The sequence below is a fragment of the Nonomuraea jabiensis genome, from assembly GCF_014204795.1.
Lineage (GTDB): Bacteria > Actinomycetota > Actinomycetes > Streptosporangiales > Streptosporangiaceae > Nonomuraea > Nonomuraea jabiensis.
In genome coordinates this window covers 13,056,116-13,071,654 of sequence record NZ_JACHMB010000001.1, presented here as the reverse complement: position 1 = coordinate 13,071,654, position 15,539 = coordinate 13,056,116, and the positions used below count along the sequence as shown (strand labels likewise).

Below are 15,539 nucleotides of genomic sequence, written 5' to 3'. Positions count from 1 at the left end.
GACAGTCTAGTATGGTTGATGCATCAACCTTTTTGGAGAGGGCTCGGATGAACTACGGCCATCCACTGACGTTCGGCACGTTCATCACCCCCGGAGCCGACGCCGTGTCGCTGGCGGTCCGGAGTGAGGAACTGGGGTACGACCTGGTCACCTTTCCGGATCATCCGGACACGTTCGACACGTGGACGCTTCTGTCGTGGGTGGCCGGACGGACCTCGCGGGTGGGCCTGTCGGCCAACGTCCTGGACCTCGCGCTGCGCCCGCCCGCCGTGCTCGCCCGCGCGGCGGCCAGCCTGGACCTGCTGTCCGGGAGCCGGCTGTCGCTCGCGCTGGGGGCCGACGCGGGGGCCGGTGAGGCGATCGACGTGATCCGCGGCATGTGGGACGCCGACGGCGGGCCGCTGCGCTTCGTCGGCGAGCACTACCGGCTCGGGGGCGCGCAGCCGGGGCCGCCGGCCGCGCACGACGTGCCGATCTGGCTGGGTGGGGACGGCGCGCGGGCGCTGCGGCTGGTGGGGGAGCGGGCGGACGGCTGGCTGGTGTCCCTCGACGAGGGCGGGCCGGACCGGATCCGGGCCGGGAACAAGCTCATCGACGAGGCCGCGCTGGCGGCCGGGCGCGATCCCCGCGAGATCCGCCGGCTGGTCAACGTCCCGGCGGGGTCCGGCGTGGCGGACCTCCTTCCGCTGGCCGTCGAGGACGGGATCGGGACCTTCATCCTCATGTCGGACGACCCGGCGGCCATCGAACGGTTCGCGCTGGAGGTGGCGCCCGCGCTGCGCGAGGCCGTGGGACCGACCGGCCGCCAGCTGCGCCGCGCCTCCGTGCGCGCCCTGCGGCGGGCCGGGATCGACTACGACCGGGTGCCCGCGTCCCTCCCGGTGATCGAGCCGGGCGACCCGGGATATGCGCGGGTCAGGTCGACGTACCTGCGGGGCGGCGCGCCCGGGCTGGTCATCCGGCCGGGCGACGCCGGCCAGGTGGCCGAGGCGCTGGCGTTCGCGCGGGCACACCCGCACCTGCCGTTGGGGGTGCGCAGCGGCGGGCACGGGATCAGCGGCCGCTCCACCAACGACGGCGGCATCGTCGTCGACGTGTCCGGGCTCGACTCCATCGAGGTGCTCGACCGGGAGAGCCGCCTGGTCAGGGTCGGCCCCGGCGCGCGCTGGACGGACGTCGCCGCGGCCCTGGAGCCGTACGGGTGGGCGCTCAGCTCCGGCGACTACGGCGGGGTCGGCGTCGGCGGCCTGGCCACGGCGGGCGGCCTCGGGTTCCTGGCCCGCGACCACGGCCTGACCATCGACCACCTGCGCGCCGTCGAGATGGTGCTCGCCGACGGCTCGGTGGTGCGGGCGAGCGAGACGGAGAACGCTGACCTGTTCTGGGCGGTACGCGGCGCGGGCGCGAACTTCGGCGTCGTCACGGCGTTCGAGTTCCAGGTGGACGAGATCGGCGACGTCGGGTGGGCGCAGCTCGTCATGGACGCCCGGGACACGGCGACGTTCCTCGAAAGGTTCGGCGCGGTCCAGGAGTCGGCCCCGCGCGACCTGACGAGCTTCCTCATCGTGAGCCCGCCGCGCGCCGGACGTCCGGCGACCGGGCACGTGATGGCCATGGTCAACGCGGGCGTGCCGGAGACCGTCATCGACCGGCTCCAGCCGCTGGCGGACATCGCCCCGCTGCTCGACCAGCAGGTCGTGATCACCTCGTACGCCGCCGTCATGGCCAATGCCGCCGGCGACGGCCACAACGGCCAGGGGGAGCCGGTCACCCGCTCCGGGCTGGTCGAGCACATCACCCCGGAGTTCGCCGCCGCCGCGGCGCGGCTGATCCACAGCGGCGCGGTGTACTTCTTCCAGATCCGCTCGGTCGGCGGCGCGGTGGCCGACGTCCCCGCGGACGCCACCGCCTACGCCCACCGCTCGGCCAATTTCTCGGTCATCGCGTTCGGGGCGAACCGGCAGCGGGTGGACAAGGAGTGGGCCCGGCTGGAGCCGTACGTCGACGGCCTCTACCTCAGCTTCGAGACCGACGGACGCCCCGAGCGGCTGGGTGACGCGTTCCCGCCGGGCACGCTGCGGCGGTTGCGCGAGCTCAAGGCACGGTACGACCCGGACAACGTCTTCCGCGACAACTTCAACATCCGACCTGAGGAGTCATAGATGACCGACTACGGGCACGACCTGCTGTTCGGCGCGTTCGTCACCCCCACGGCGCAGCCCGCCACGCACGCGGTGGAGCTGGCCGTGGCGGCCGACCGCGCCGGCCTGGACCTGGTGACCTTCCAGGACCACCCGTACCAGCCGAAGTTCCTCGACACCTGGACCCTGCTGTCCTACGTCGCGGCCCGCACCGAGCGCGTCCGGCTCAGCGGCAACGTGCTCAACCTGCCGCTGCGGCACCCCGCAGTGCTGGCCCGCAGCGCGGCGAGCCTGGACCTGCTCAGCGGCGGCCGCTTCGAGCTGGGCATCGGCGCGGGCGGGTTCTGGGACGCCATCGAGGCCATGGGCGGCCGGCGGCTGTCCCCCGGCCAGGCCGTGGACGCGCTGGAGGAGGCGATCGGGATCTTCCGCGAGATCTGGGCGGCCGGCGAGCCGGGCGGCGTCCGGGTGGACGGCGAGTACTACCAGGTCAAAGGCGCCAAGCGGGGCCCCGCGCCGGCCCATGACATCGGGATCTGGCTCGGCGCCTACAAGCCGAAGATGCTCAAGCTGACCGGCCGCGCCGCCGACGGCTGGCTGCCGTCGCTGTCCTACCTGCAGGGCGGCCCCGGCGACCTCACGGAGGGCAACAAGCACATCGACGAGGCCGCGCTGTCCGCCGGCCGCTCGCCCGCCGACGTACGCCGGCTGCTGAACCTCTCGGGCCGCTTCGCAAGCTCCAGCCGCGGCCTGCTGGACGGGCCGCCGGACCAGTGGGCGGAAGAGCTCGCCGGCCTCGCCCTGGACCACGGCGTCAGCACGTTCATCCTGATGGCGGACGATCCCTCGGTGATGGAGCTGTTCGCGGCCGAGGTCGCCCCGGCCACCCGCGAGCTCGTCACCGCCGAACGCGGCAACTGACCGCCGGGCGGAACCCGCTCCGCCCGGCGATCGCTACTCATGACGCCTTACTGCACGGTGACGCGGTCGCCCGCGGGCGCCTGGACCGGCGAGTGGTTGGCGATGTAGGACGCCAGCGCCCCCGTGTCGTCCGGCCCGCCGTAGTAGACGCCGCTGGTCCCCTGCCACTGCGGGAAGCCCTGCCAGCCGCCGCTCATCTGATAGTTGATTGCGATCTTGAGCACCTGGGTGTCGGACACCGGGGTGCCGTTGAGCGTGAGCCCGGTGACCACGCCGTCCTTCAGCGTGTAGCGGAGCGCGGCCGAGGGGGTCGCCACTCCGGCGTTCGGGCTCGTCGGCACGAGGAACTTCTTGAGCTGCGCGCCGGTCACCGTCCGCACGTCGACGGCGAAGCCCGCGGGCTGGATGCCGTACAGGTCCTCGTACTTGATCGGCCCGGCCTGCAGGCCCTTGCGCATGCCGTACTTGCTGACGAGCGCGGCCTGCGCCCCGGAGAGCGACTGGACCGCCTCGAGCATGGCGTCGGCGACCAGCTCGGCCAGCGGGCCGCCGTTGCCGGTCAGCGCGATGTCCTCGGCGGCGACGCCGACCTGCGCGCCGCCGACCGGCGGGTGGCACTTGAAGTAGTGGATGACGTTGGACCTGAGCCCGTCCGGCTGGTTGACCTCGATCCGGATCGAGCTCTCCTCGGTCTCCCAGCCCCACTCGAACGTCTCCAGCACGGTGGTGAAGACGGTGCCGTGGTCGGCCGGCACGTTGACGGTCTTCCACTCCTGGGTGCCGACGACGCGGTACTGGACCGTCTGCGCCCCGGCCGGAAGCCCCTCGAAGGAGCCGTGGATCTTGAAGGTCACCGGGCACTTCGAGGCGGTGGTCCGCTCGAAGGCGATGGTGGCCTTGCCGACCAGGTTCTGCGCGGGCGTCTCGCCGTCCTGCCCGGTGGGAGCCGGCGTGGGCGAGCCGGCCGGCGTGTCCCCGACCCCCACGGCGGAGGTGGTCACGCTGTCCCAGGTGTCGCCCGTGCCCGTCCCGTCACCGGTGCAGGTGACGGAGAACGCCGCCTTCCCGGAGGTCTTCCTCACCGGGCCGGCCAGGCGAACCGCGCCCCAGCCGCGGGCGTCGCCGGTGACCTTGAGCGACGTGGACAGCCGGACGGTCTTGAGCCCCTTGCCGCCGACCTTGTACGTCCTGGCCCTGCTCCGGTCTCCGTCGCTGAAGGTCCATGCGTACTTCAGCGTCACCGGCGCCTTGACCTTGACCGTGGTGGACAGCGTCACGGCCGTCGGGCAATCGCCGGATTGGGCCTTGGGGGAGGCGGAGACCGTGCCGAAAGCGACCGGGGTGGGGGCGGCCTGCGCTCCCGAGGCCAGGGTGCCGGAGGCCAGGGCGACAGCGGCCACCAGCACCGCAATCCGGCGCCCGATCTTTGTGGATAAACCCACGGGATTCCTCTCTCACGACGTGATCGACTTGGATGAACGAACCCGGACGCTAGCGAAGCCCTACGACAATCTTGATCAAAGCGCGCTGATCGCTGCTTCGACGGTGGCCAGGTCGCCGAGGACGACCTCGTGGAGGTCGCGGGCCGTGTGGAGGCGCCAGTGGGTCTCGGCCACCGCTTCGGGGGAAGCGGGGGAGCCCGGGGCGACGGCGGCGGAGATCGGCACGTGGCCCACGTGGACGCCCCGGCCGGCGAGCGCCTCGGCCAGGGACAGGGCGTAGTTGCGCAGGCCCGACACCGCGATGCCGACGTTGCCGAGGAAGGGCAGCGGGTGGACGGCCGAGATGCCCGACGTGAAGAGCAGGGTGCCGGAGCCGCGTGCCAGCATGGGCGGCAGGACCGCGCGGACCGCCGTCACCGCCCCGAGCACCGCGCTGTCGAAGGCGTCCTGGGCGCTCTCCCTGGTCACCTCCAGCACGGGGGTGAGGGCCCGCACCGCTCCCGCGCCGTTGTAGACCAGGACGTCCACCGGGCCGATGTCCGCCAGGGCCGCCTCCAGCGAGCGCTCGTCCGTCAGGTCGGCGGCGTGGGTGGTGACCCGGACGCCTGCGAGCTGGGCGGCCAGTGCGGCGAGGCGGTCCTGGTCGCGGGAGACCAGGCAGACCTCGAAGCCCTCCTGGCCGAAGCGGCGGGCGACCGCCAGACCGATGCCGGGGCCGGCGCCGATGATCGCGATCTTCATGTGGCTCTCCTTAAGTTGAGGGTGACCCTCACGTTAACACGTAACCTGAGGATAACCCTCGACTTCATTAGGATGGAGACATGATTCGCCGTGACGCGCAGCGCAACCGGGACGCCCTCGTGGAGGCGGCCAGGGAGGTGCTGGCCGAGCGGGGTGTCGAGGCGCCTTTGGAGGCCGTGGCCAGGCGGGCCGGGGTCGCGATCGGCACGCTCTACCGGCACTTCCCCGAGCGTGGCGACCTCATCGACGCGCTTCTCGACGAGAAGGTGAGCGGCTGGGCCGAGCTGGCCCGGCAGGCGCTGGAGGCGCCCGACGCCTGGGAGGGGCTGGTGCGGTTCCTGGAGCGCACGTGCGAGCTCCAGGCCAGGGACCGGGCCTTCACCGAGTTGGTGTGCCTGGCGCACAGGAGCGACGAGTCCGAGGTCAACAGGTTGATCGCCCGGCTGGTCGAGCGGGCCCAGCGAGCGGGGGCGCTGCGGGCGGACGTCGGGTCGATCGACCTGGCGTTCTTCATGATGGCCAACTCCCGGGTGGCGGAGGCCGATCCCGAGCGGTGGCGCCGCCACTTCACGCTGAGCCTCGACGCCCTGCGCGCAAGATAGCCCGGTCAGACCTCCTCGCTGGACCCTGAAGGGTTTCCGCTGATCAGCGCGGTGGGCGTACGGTGGGAGGAGTTGACCGCGCGGGACACCTGCGCCCGGGGACTGCGCGCCCTGGTGGACGGCCTGTTGCCGTAAATGGGTGGCCGCGCGGGCGCGGCATGTGAAACGGTCGGGTTCTGATGATCCACTGGAGCGAGGCAGGGCAGGAACGGTCGGCGATCTGGCGTTCGGCGCTGGGCGCCCCGCCACCCAGGCGGGTGGTCACGGCCGACGACCGGATGACGGCCGACACCGCTTACCGGCTGGCCTGCGAGGGCACCGCGCTGCTCTGGCAGGGCGACTTCCAGAACGCCCGCCAGCTGCTGACCGCCATGGGGCGCCGGTGCAAGCCCGCCGCGCCCGGCGCCGGGTTCCACCGCTACCGCCAGGCCCGGTCCCAGCGCGCCCGCACGCTGGGCATGCTGCTCATCCCGTTCGCGGAAGGCCACGTGGTGCCGCTGCGCAGGGCGCCGGACGTGCGCGAGGCGTGCGCCGAGGTGTACGGCGCCGAGGCTCCGCCGGCGGTGGGGCAGCTGCGCGAGCTGCTCGGCCTGATCGGGGCCCACGAGTGGCGGCACAAGGGCGTCTACGTCCCCGCGCTCGAGGCCCGCGTCCACCCGCACCACGGCGTGTTCTCGCCGATCAGGGGCGAGTACGTCGACCTGGTCGCGCGGGCGCCGCTGCCGGAGGACCGGCGGCTGGCCTTCGACCTCGGCACCGGCACGGGCGTGCTGGCCGCCGTGCTGGCCAGACGGGGCGTGCGCCGGGTCGTGGCCACCGACCTCGACCAGCGCTCCGTCGAGTGCGCCGAGGAGAACCTCGCCCGCCTCGGGCTGGACGACCGGGTGGAGGTCGTGCAGGCCGACCTCTTCCCGCCCGGCCGGGCGCCGCTGGTCGTGTGCAACCCGCCGTGGTTGCCCGCCAAGCCGGTCTCGCCCCTCGACCAGGCCGTCTACGATCCCGGCGGGCGGATGCTCAACGGGTTCCTCGACGGTCTGGCCGGGCATCTGGAGCCCGGCGGCGAAGGCTGGCTCGTCCTGTCCGACCTGGCCGAGCACCTCGGCCTGCGCACCCGGGCCGACCTGCTGGCCGCGTTCGAGCGGGCGGGGCTGCGCGTGGCCGGGCGCCTGGACGTCCCGCCCCGCCACCACCGGCCGAAGGACGAGCAGGACCCGCTGCACGAGGCCCGCGCCGCCGAGATCACTTCTTTGTGGCGGCTCACGACCTGAGGCCCGGGGTCACGTGCTGAAAGCCCGCCGGTACGCCGACGGCGACGTCCGCATGGCCCGCGTGAAGTGGTGCCGGAACGTCACCGCGCTCTCGAACCCGACCGCCGCCCCGATCTCCTCCACCGGCGCCCCGGTGGACTCCAGCATCGGCAGGCTGGCCGCCACCCGCTGCGAGATCACCCACCGCAGCGGGCTGGTGCCGGTCTGCCGCTTGAAGTGCCTGATGAACGAGCGCTCCGACATGTGCGCCACCCTGGCCAGGTCCGCCACGGCGATCGGCCCCGCCAGGTGCTCCAGGGCCCACGACATCGCCCTGGCCACCCCGTCGTCGTCCGCCACCGGCGTCACGGCGGCCTGGATGAACTGGGCCTGACCGCCCTCCCGGTGCGGCGGTATGACCAGGCGGCGGGCCACGGAGTTGGCCACGTTCGGCCCGTGGTCGCCGCGTACGAGGTGGACCAGCAGGTCGAGGCCCGCCGCGCTGCCCGCGCTGGTCAGCACGTCGCCGCCGTCCACGTACAGGACCGAGGGGTTGACCCGGACGAGCGGGTAACGCTCCTGGAGCAGCTCGGCGTACCTCCAGTGGGTGGTGGCCTCGCGCCCGTCCAGCAGCCCGGCCGCCGCCAGCGCGAACGCGCCCGAGCAGATCGACACCAGGCGCGCGCCGCGCGAGTGCGCGTGCCGCAGCGCGGACACGAGCGCGCCGGAGACCTCTCCGGGCACGTCCGCCACCCCGGGCACGATCACCGTGTCGGCCTCGGCCAGCACGTCGAGCCCGTGCGCCGCCTGCATGGTGAACCCGCCCACCACCCGCAGCGGCTCCGGCGTCTCCGCGCACACCGCGAGCGAGTACCACGGGACGTCCAGCTCGGGCCGGGGCAGCCCGAAGAACTCCACGACGCAGCCGAGCTCGAACGGCGCCATGCCGTCGAACGCCAGCACGGCCACCCGGTGCGGCCTGGAGGGAAGCGGCAGGAGCATGCCTCGCATGTTAGCGCCGGCCTCTCAGCGGCAGGAGAGGTATATGCATATATCGGCCGTGCAGACCGTTTTGCCGGATCATCGCTACGCACAGGTGGAGATCACCGAGGCGTTCTCCCGGCTGACCGACTGCGACGAGGAGCTGCTGCGCCGATTCCATGCGGCGGCCGGCGTGGAGGGACGCAATCTCGCTCTCCCGCTGGCCGACTACACCAAGCTCGACTCCTTCGCCCGCGCGAACGACATCTACCTCGAAACGGCCCTCGACCTGACAGAACAGGCGGTCAAAGGCGCCCTGAACAAGGCTGGCGTGCGCCCGGAGCGGGTCGATCACCTGGTGCTCTGCTCGACCACCGGCATCGCCACGCCCTCGCTGGACGCCAGGCTGGCCCAGCGCGTGGGGCTGCGGCCGGACGTCAAGCGGGTGCCCGTGTTCGGCCTCGGATGCGCGGCGGGCGCGTCGGGGCTGTCGCGCCTGCACGACTACCTGCGCGGCTGGCCCGACCACGTCGCGATGCTGGTGTGCGTGGAGCTGTGCTCGCTGACGATCCAGCGCGACGACACCTCGATCGCGAACCTGGTGGCCAGCGCCCTGTTCGGGGACGGCGCGGCGGCCGTCGTGGCGACCGGACGCGGCCAGGGACACGAGGTCGTCGCCACCCGCAGCCGCCTCTATCCGGACACCGAGCACCTCATGGGCTGGGAGGTCGGGCCGCACGGGTTCCGGATCGTGCTGGACCCGGACCTGACCACGTTCGTGGAGCAGGTGCTGGCCGGTGACATCAAGGCGTTCCTGGCGGACTACGGCCTGACCCCCGGGCAGGTCGCCACCTGGGTCTGCCATCCCGGCGGCCCCAAGATCATCGAGACGCTCGGGCGGACCCTCGACCTGCCTCCCAAGGCGCTCGACGTGACCTGGCGGTCGCTGCGCGAGCACGGCAACCTGTCCTCGGTCTCGGTGCTCCACGTGCTCCAGGAGACGCGGGGCCGGCCGGACGCGCCCGCCGTGCTGCTCGCGCTGGGGCCGGGGTTCTCCGCCGAGCTGTTGCTGCTGCACTGGTGAGCGCGTACCTCGTCCTGATCGGGCTGGTCGTTCTGGAGCGGCTGGCCGAGCTGGCGGTGGCCCGCCGCAACCTGGCCTGGGCCAGGTCCAGGGGCGGCGTCGAGTACGGCCGGCGGCACTACCCCTGGATCGTCGTGGCCCACGTGGCGCTGCTCGTGGCGGCGCCCGCCGAGGTGTGGCTGCTCGGGCGCCCCTTCCTCCCGTGGCTGGGCTGGCCGATGCTGGCGGTCGTCGTCCTGGCGCAGGGTCTGCGCTGGTGGTGCGTCGGCACGCTGGGCAGGCAGTGGAACACCCGCGTGGTCGTGGTGCCGGGAATGCCGCTGGTGCACCGGGGGCCGTACCGGTGGCTGCGGCATCCCAACTACGTGGCCGTGGTCGCGGAGGGCCTCGCGCTGCCGCTGGTGCACTCGGCCTGGCTCACCGCGCTGGCCTTCGCCGCCGCCAACGCGGTGCTGCTCACCGTACGGGTGCGGGTCGAGGACGCGGCATTGTCACGCTAGGGCCACGTCTCGATGGTCGGGACGCACCGCGTGGTCACCCCAACTGTCGCTGCTGTCACAACTGATCACGCGCCGATCGCGGTTTGTGCTCGCTTACGTCACCGGCTCGGCCAGGGGAGATCAAGTTCCGTCGTAGGGCATGGAGGTGGTTGCAATGAAATTTCGCCCTTTAGCGGCGGGAATCGGCATTGTTGCGCTACTCGCCCTCTCCGCGTGCGGAGGCGGCTCCGGAAGCCCGACCAGCGGTGAACGCGCGGCGAAGGCTCCGGCGAACGCGGAACCGGCCCCGGTCCGGCCGTCCGCGTCACCCGCCAGGACGAACGGTGAGGAGGACACGACCACGGCCCAGATCTCCACGTTCGCCCTCGACGTGGACACGGCCTCGTACGGTTACGCCCGGCAGACCCTCCAGGGAGGCCGCTGGCCCGCGCCCGGCGAGATCCGCCCGGAGGAGTGGGTCAACGCCTTCCGGCAGGACTACGCGCCGCCCTCGGACGACGGCTTCGCGGTACACGTGGACGGCGCCAAGCTGCCGGAGCGCGACCAGGCGATCCTGCGCGTGGGCCTGCAGACGCGCGGTTCGGACGCGGCGGCGCGGCGGCCCGCCAACCTCACGTTCGTCGTCGACGTGTCCGGCTCGATGGCCGAGACCGGGCGGCTGGACCTGGTCAAGTCGGCCCTGCTCAAACTGCTCGACCAGCTCGCCCCCGGCGACCAGGTGTCGATCGTGTCCTTCAGCGACGACGCCGAGGTGCTGGCGTCGATGACCCCGCTGACCGCGAGACAGGAGCTGCGCGACGCGGTGAACGAGCTGACCGTCTCGGGCGGCACGAACCTCTCGGCCGGGCTCGTCACCGGCTACCAGGAGGCGTCCAAGGCGTTCCGCCCCGCCGCCACGAACCGGGTCATCCTGCTCTCCGACGGCCTGGCCAACCAGGGCCCCACCGAGTGGCGTACCATCCTCGACCAGGTCAAGGAGTACGCGGGCAAGCAGGTCACGCTGCTCACCGTCGGCGTCGGCCGGGACTACGGCGACGAGCTGATGGAGCAGCTCGCCGACAACGGCGACGGCATGGCCGTGTACGTCAGCAGCCAGGAGGAGGCCGACAAGGTCTTCACCACGCAGCTGCCCGCCAACATCGAGCTGCGGGCGCGCGACGCCAAGGCCCAGGTGGTCTTCAACCCGTCGGTGGTGGAGAGCTACCAGCTCATCGGGTACGAGAACCGCGCGCTGGACACGGAGGACTTCCGCGACGACACCCGCGACGGCGGCGAGATCGGCCCCGGCCACTCGGTCACCGCGCTCTACTCGCTGCGTCTCAAGCCGGGCGCCAAGGGGCAGCTCGCCCAGGCCACCGTGCGCTGGCAGGACCCCGACACCCGGTCCGCCTCCGAGGCGAGCAAGTCGCTGCAGGCCGACGAGCTGGCCGCGTCGCTGGACAAGGCGCCGGTCAGGTTCCAGGTGGACGTGGTGGTGGCCGCGTTCGCGGTCTACCTGCGCGACCGCAAGGCGTTCGGCATGGACCTGCCCGAGCTCAAGGAGCAGGCCGCCCGGCTGGCGCCGGCCACCGAGGACCCGATGGTGTCGGAGCTGGTCCAGCTCATCGACCAGGCCCGATCGGTGGGGTAGCGGGCTTTCAGCCGAGTATGGGGGCGGCGGTGGCGGAGCTGTAGTAGAAGTCGTACATTGCCTGGGCGAACCCGTCCTTCGACACGTGCGCCACCTTGTTGCCGCGCAGGCGGTCGAACGACGCCCGCGACGCCGCCCCCGCCACGTCGTACGCCGACCACAGGCGCAGGAACTCGGCCCGGTCGAGCCGGTCGTCGCCGTCGCCGTCGAGCGCGTCCCAGAGGGCGTCGGTGATCGGCCTGACCACGTTGGCCACGAACGCGGCGCGGTCGAGCCCCGGGGCCAGCGCGTAGTCGATGTAGGACTGCCTGCTGATGCGGCCCTCGGGGTCGGTGCCGATGTGGCGGACGGCGTACTGCCAGACCCGCTCGTACGCGTCCGCGACCCGCTGCGCGTCGCGCCCGGAGAGCCCGAGCCGGGCGCACAGCGCGTCCGCGACCACGATCATGTCGCGGTGGTCGAGGTAGCCGTTGTGGTCCATGTCGCTCGTGTCAAACGCATGTCCAGCATTTCGGGCATCTGCATTCATGAGCCGGCGACCTCTGGTGACGGTGTGTTTACACGGCGTTACTGAGATGGTGGGCGGGCCGGGCCGCCTGTGTCAATGCGGTGGAGACGAATCCCTGCGCGGGCGCCGGGCGCACCGGCAGCAGGCCGGCGTAGAGCAGGTCCACCATCGGCATCGGCCGGGGGTAGCAGAACACCGACGAGCCCGTGCCGAGGATCGACGGGGTGTCGATCAGGAAGGGCAGCTCGGCCAGGAGGAACGGCAGGGCGTTCTCGGCCTGCTCGCGGGAGAGCTGGGGCACGCCGACGATCGGCCGCACCGCGTCCATGCAGTGCTCCCTGAAGACCGGATCGGTGGCGAACAGCCGCTCCAGCCTCCTGCGCACGCCGTCGTAGGCCGGGACGGAGGCCAGTTCGTTCCAGTCGACCACGGTGGCGTCCGGCGGGTCGAGGGAGTCGAGAGCGCGGATCACCCGGTTGCGGGTGTTGTTGGCCGCCGCCCGAGCCTTGGCCCCGGCCTTGGCCGCCGGACACCCCCTGGCGACCAGCGTCCCGGCCAGCTCGACGCCGGGCACGAGGACGTGGACCCGGGAGAACGTCCGGGTCGCCCAGTCGAGGAGGTGCCTGATGGTGCGGGGGGTGAAGTAGCCGTTGAGTGCGCTGACGCCGATCAGGGCATGCTCGCGGCGGTCGAGGAACTGGGCGCATCGCGGGGTCAGGGGGAGCGGTTGCAGGCTGGCCACGGCAACGGACAGTAGCAAGCTTTTACTCTGCGTATGCTTCCTTTTTAACGTGTGCTTGCGGGGTCCGTAAGTCGGATACACTCGTACACGCAGCAAGGGGCTATGGCGCAGTTGGTAGCGCGCCTCCATGGCATGGAGGAGGTCTGGGGTTCGAATCCCCATAGCTCCACCCCGACCCGGGCCGCCTCTCCCACTTCGATGGGCAGGGGCGGTTTCGCGTTGCGGCCGGTTATCACTCGCGGGCGGGGTCCCCGTGCGCCAGGTAGAGCTGGCCGAGCCGGTCGATGCGCCAGAGCTGGCCGAGCGTGATCAGCGTGGCGCCGAACACCGTCGGCCAGCCGTCGAGCGCGATCAGCCCCCAGATAAGCAGCGCGAACCCCGCCGAGCCCACCCCGACGAGCAGCCGCTGCACGTTACGGTGGTCGCCGGTGACCAGTGACCGGTTGCGCAGCCACAGCTTCTCGCCGTAGATGCCCCGGGCCGACCAGCTGCCGGGCTGCTCGATCGCCGGGAAGACGTGCGGGTTGACCGCCAGCCAGACGACGACCAGGCCCACCGGGACGAGGGCCCACCAGCCGAGCCACTGCCTGCTCCAGATGGCCGCGATCATCAGCGGGATGGCCGCGAACCGGGTCCAGACGCTCCACGGGTTGGCGTGCCGCTTCCACGCCTCGTCCGTCATGCCCGCGGCCTGCGCGTACTTCTTCAGCACATTCATGCGAGGAGCCCCCTGGCCAGCGCGTTGATGGTGGCCTCGACCACCTGGGAGTGGTCGGGCCCGAACCTGTCGCGGTTGAGCACCAGCAGGCCGGCCGAGCGCAGCACGCCGACCAGCACCTCGGGCGGGACGTCCGCGACGATGACGCCGTCGGCCTGCCCCCGGGCGAGGTAGTCGAGCAGCGGAGTCAGCAGGTGGGGCGTGACGCGGGCGACCTCCTCGGCCCCGACCCTGCGCGCCACCGCCTCCAGCTCCTCGGGCCGGGTGAGCAGGCGCCGGTAGAACGGGTCGGTGGTGAGCACGTCGATCAGCTCGCGCATGATGTGGGCGAGCGCCTCGACGCCGGGCGGCCGGTCCAGGGCGGCGGCCAGCCGCTTGCCGAGCACGGGCGCCCTGCGGATCATCACCTCCTTGTACAGCTCCTCCTTGGATTCGAAGAACGCGTAGAAGCTGCCCTTGGCGATGCCCGAGGCCGCGACCAGCTCGTCGAGCGAGGTCTTCTTCAGGCCCTGGGTGGCGAAGAGTTCTTCGGCGGTGTCGAGGAGGGACGCGGTGATGCGCGCCCGCTCCTCGGCCGTGAATGCCACAGCCATGTGTGTCCCTATGACTGGATCGGATATTCAGTCATAGCCTAGCACTCCTGGAGATATCGAATATGTGTTCGTATAATGATCGGTATGGATATCGACACGCAGGACCTGCCCGAGCTCTGGCGCCCGCCCGTCGTGGAGCACGCCACGGCGGCCCGCTACCTGCTCGCCTGGGGCGACGACGCCGAAGGGGTGCGATGGGGATTCCTGCTCTGGCCGCCGCAGGCGAGCGAGGGCGCGAGATGGGTGCACTGGGAGGAGATCCGCCCGGTCGCGGGGGAGGACTACAGCGCGGTGCCGATCGCGGGCCCGTGGATGTGATCTCGCGGGCCCCGATCGGGTGCCTAGACCGGGGGGTTGAAGCGGTGATAGCCGGGGGCGGTCCAGCCGGCCGACACGGTCCCGCCCAGGTGCGCGTACTCGTCCAGCTCGAAGCGCACGGTCCGCTGCTCCTCCCATTCCACCCGGGCCCGGCCCGTGAGCTGCAGCGTCTCCCCGCGCTCCCAGTCCACGAACAGCAGCCCGGCCGCCGGGTCCAGCTCCAGGTTGCCCAGCGTCATGTACATCGAGTTGCCCTGGTAGTCGGGGAACTCCAGCGAGCGCGCCCCCGTCACCCGGACGAATCCGGGATTGCCGCCGCGGTGTGACACGTCCGCCCCGAGCCCTTCGGCCCGCGTGGCGATGAAGAACGTGTCCGCCTCCGCGATCCACCCGCGGTGGCGGTCCGGCAGCGCGATCCCGCGCCCCAGCCCCGCTGGTTCGCCCGGGGCGGAGGTGGGGGAGCGGGTCTGGATGTACTTGGGGCAGTTGGAGTAGACCTGCTCCGTCCACACCACCAGGGCGTCGCCGGCCCGCACGGCGGTGCCGTTCACGCGCATCCGGCGCCGCGTGTGCGGCTCGATGGCGATCAGGCCGATGTCCCGTTCCCGCTCGAACAGCCCGTGCAGCGGGTCGTCGGCGCCCGGCAGGGCGTGCAGCACGATCGTGCGGTCGTCCGTCGCGGCGGCGAACCCCGCCGGGCCCGTGAGCACGCCCGCCCACACGCGCCCGCCGTCGTCGGCCGCGCCCAGGATGATCATGTGCTGGTTCCGCAGGAACTCGGCCGCCGGCTCCGGGATCTCCGGACGCGTCCGCGAGCTCCCGTGGTCCTCCAGCCGCACTCCCGCCCGGCGCTGCACGGCGACCTCGCCCGGATGTCTCATTAGAAGAACCCGCAGGTCGGCGTGTCAGAGTTGGGCGCGGGCCGGTCGCCAGCCCCGTCCGGGGCGAAGATCTCCAACCGGATGCCGTCGGGGTCGGCGAAGAACACGCCGCCCGACGAGGCGCCCTCGCGGTGCGGCACGACGCCGTCGTGGTAGAGGGTCGCGCCGATCTCCCTGATCACCGTCTCCGCCCGGCGCACCGCGTCGAGGTCCGCCACCTGGAACGAAAGGTGGTGCAGCCCCGGACGGGCGGCCTCGAAGCGGCCCGCGCTCTGCTGCCAGAGCGTCAGCACCAGCGTGCCGTCCTGGGCCAGGAACGCGTACCGGCGGCCGTCCTCCTGCGACTCGCCCGCCACCGTGAAGCCGAAGACCCGCGTGTAGAACTCTTTGGACTTGTCGAGATCGGTGACGTTGAGCCCGACGTGCCCGGTCTGGAAGGACATACCCCACTCCTCTAACGCATGCACGGCCGAGTTGCCGTTAGAAACAC

17 protein-coding genes and 1 tRNA gene are annotated in these 15,539 nt (G+C 72.0%); 9 read left to right on the top strand and 9 right to left on the bottom strand.

Annotated elements, in window-relative coordinates:
- The first annotated feature begins 47 nt into the window (after positions 1 to 47).
- Entirely contained in the window at positions 48 to 2,162 is a 2,115-nt protein-coding gene (locus HD596_RS59590; RefSeq protein WP_185078116.1) for an LLM class flavin-dependent oxidoreductase, read from the top strand.
- The gene (locus tag HD596_RS59585; RefSeq protein ID WP_185078115.1) at positions 2,163 to 3,062 is read left to right on the top strand and encodes an LLM class flavin-dependent oxidoreductase; all 900 of its coding nucleotides are present in this window, start codon (positions 2,163 to 2,165) and stop codon (positions 3,060 to 3,062) included.
- Between the two features lie 47 nt (positions 3,063 to 3,109).
- Here HD596_RS59585 and HD596_RS65480 read toward each other — a convergent pair whose 3' ends face one another.
- Complete coding sequence (locus tag HD596_RS65480) at positions 3,110 to 4,504, bottom strand: 5'-nucleotidase C-terminal domain-containing protein (protein ID WP_185078114.1); 1,395 nt, start codon at positions 4,502 to 4,504, stop codon at positions 3,110 to 3,112.
- A 75-nt stretch (positions 4,505 to 4,579) separates the two neighbouring features.
- Complete coding sequence (locus tag HD596_RS59575; protein WP_185078113.1) at positions 4,580 to 5,245, bottom strand: SDR family oxidoreductase; 666 nt, start codon at positions 5,243 to 5,245, stop codon at positions 4,580 to 4,582.
- Between the two features lie 80 nt (positions 5,246 to 5,325).
- Here HD596_RS59575 and HD596_RS59570 point away from each other — a divergent pair, with 80 nt between their 5' ends.
- Together HD596_RS59570 and HD596_RS59565 are read left to right on the top strand one after the other, a co-directional pair.
- A complete protein-coding gene (locus HD596_RS59570) occupies positions 5,326 to 5,847 on the top strand; it encodes a TetR/AcrR family transcriptional regulator (protein WP_185078112.1) in 522 nt (173 codons plus the stop codon).
- Positions 5,848 to 6,026: 179 nt separating this feature from the next.
- Complete coding sequence (locus HD596_RS59565; protein WP_185078111.1) at positions 6,027 to 7,115, top strand: methyltransferase; 1,089 nt, start codon at positions 6,027 to 6,029, stop codon at positions 7,113 to 7,115.
- Positions 7,116 to 7,124: 9 nt separating this feature from the next.
- Here HD596_RS59565 and HD596_RS59560 read toward each other — a convergent pair whose 3' ends face one another.
- Complete coding sequence (locus tag HD596_RS59560) at positions 7,125 to 8,096, bottom strand: helix-turn-helix domain-containing protein (protein WP_185078110.1); 972 nt, start codon at positions 8,094 to 8,096, stop codon at positions 7,125 to 7,127.
- On the opposite strand from HD596_RS59560, the gene HD596_RS59555 reads away from it, so the two are divergent.
- The 3 genes from HD596_RS59555 to HD596_RS59545 all read left to right on the top strand — a co-directional run bounded on the left by HD596_RS59555 (position 8,038) and on the right by HD596_RS59545 (position 11,289).
- Positions 8,038 to 9,159, top strand: a complete 1,122-nt coding sequence (locus HD596_RS59555; RefSeq protein WP_313047497.1) for a type III polyketide synthase — start codon at positions 8,038 to 8,040, stop codon at positions 9,157 to 9,159. The two genes, HD596_RS59560 and HD596_RS59555, sit on opposite strands and share 59 nt — an antisense overlap.
- Positions 9,156 to 9,659: an isoprenylcysteine carboxyl methyltransferase family protein gene (locus HD596_RS59550; protein WP_313047496.1), complete on the top strand. Its 504-nt coding sequence runs from the start codon at positions 9,156 to 9,158 to the stop codon at positions 9,657 to 9,659. Before HD596_RS59555 ends, HD596_RS59550 begins: the two co-directional genes overlap by 4 nt.
- A 154-nt stretch (positions 9,660 to 9,813) precedes the next feature.
- Positions 9,814 to 11,289 carry a vWA domain-containing protein gene (locus HD596_RS59545; protein WP_185078108.1) on the top strand — a complete coding sequence of 492 codons (1,476 nt, stop codon included), beginning with the start codon at positions 9,814 to 9,816 and terminating at the stop codon, positions 11,287 to 11,289.
- Between the two features lie 7 nt (positions 11,290 to 11,296).
- Here HD596_RS59545 and HD596_RS59540 read toward each other — a convergent pair whose 3' ends face one another.
- Entirely contained in the window at positions 11,297 to 11,770 is a 474-nt protein-coding gene (locus tag HD596_RS59540; protein WP_185078107.1) for an EF-hand domain-containing protein, read from the bottom strand.
- Between the two features lie 76 nt (positions 11,771 to 11,846).
- Positions 11,847 to 12,557 (bottom strand): tRNA-dependent cyclodipeptide synthase, encoded by a 711-nt coding sequence (locus HD596_RS59535; protein ID WP_185078106.1) that lies wholly within the window; start codon positions 12,555 to 12,557, stop codon positions 11,847 to 11,849.
- A 78-nt stretch (positions 12,558 to 12,635) separates the two neighbouring features.
- Here HD596_RS59535 and HD596_RS59530 point away from each other — a divergent pair.
- Positions 12,636 to 12,708 (top strand) — tRNA-Ala (locus HD596_RS59530).
- Between the two features lie 63 nt (positions 12,709 to 12,771).
- On the opposite strand, the gene HD596_RS59525 is transcribed toward HD596_RS59530, so the two are convergent.
- On the bottom strand, positions 12,772 to 13,257 hold the full coding sequence (locus HD596_RS59525; RefSeq protein ID WP_185078105.1) for a DUF6653 family protein: 486 nt from the start codon (positions 13,255 to 13,257) through the stop codon (positions 12,772 to 12,774).
- Entirely contained in the window at positions 13,254 to 13,850 is a 597-nt protein-coding gene (locus tag HD596_RS59520) for a TetR/AcrR family transcriptional regulator (protein WP_185078104.1), read from the bottom strand. Before HD596_RS59520 ends, HD596_RS59525 begins: the two co-directional genes overlap by 4 nt.
- Before the next feature lie 84 nt (positions 13,851 to 13,934).
- Between HD596_RS59520 and HD596_RS59515 the strand changes: the two genes are divergently transcribed.
- Positions 13,935 to 14,168 (top strand): hypothetical protein, encoded by a 234-nt coding sequence (locus tag HD596_RS59515; protein ID WP_185078103.1) that lies wholly within the window; start codon positions 13,935 to 13,937, stop codon positions 14,166 to 14,168.
- A 23-nt stretch (positions 14,169 to 14,191) separates the two neighbouring features.
- On the opposite strand, the gene HD596_RS59510 is transcribed toward HD596_RS59515, so the two are convergent.
- Positions 14,192 to 15,049, bottom strand: a complete 858-nt coding sequence (locus HD596_RS59510; protein ID WP_185078102.1) for a pyridoxamine 5'-phosphate oxidase family protein — start codon at positions 15,047 to 15,049, stop codon at positions 14,192 to 14,194.
- Entirely contained in the window at positions 15,049 to 15,492 is a 444-nt protein-coding gene (locus HD596_RS59505; RefSeq protein ID WP_185078101.1) for a VOC family protein, read from the bottom strand. The genes HD596_RS59510 and HD596_RS59505 overlap by 1 nt, the downstream gene beginning before the upstream one ends.
- Positions 15,493 to 15,539 lie beyond the last annotated feature (47 nt).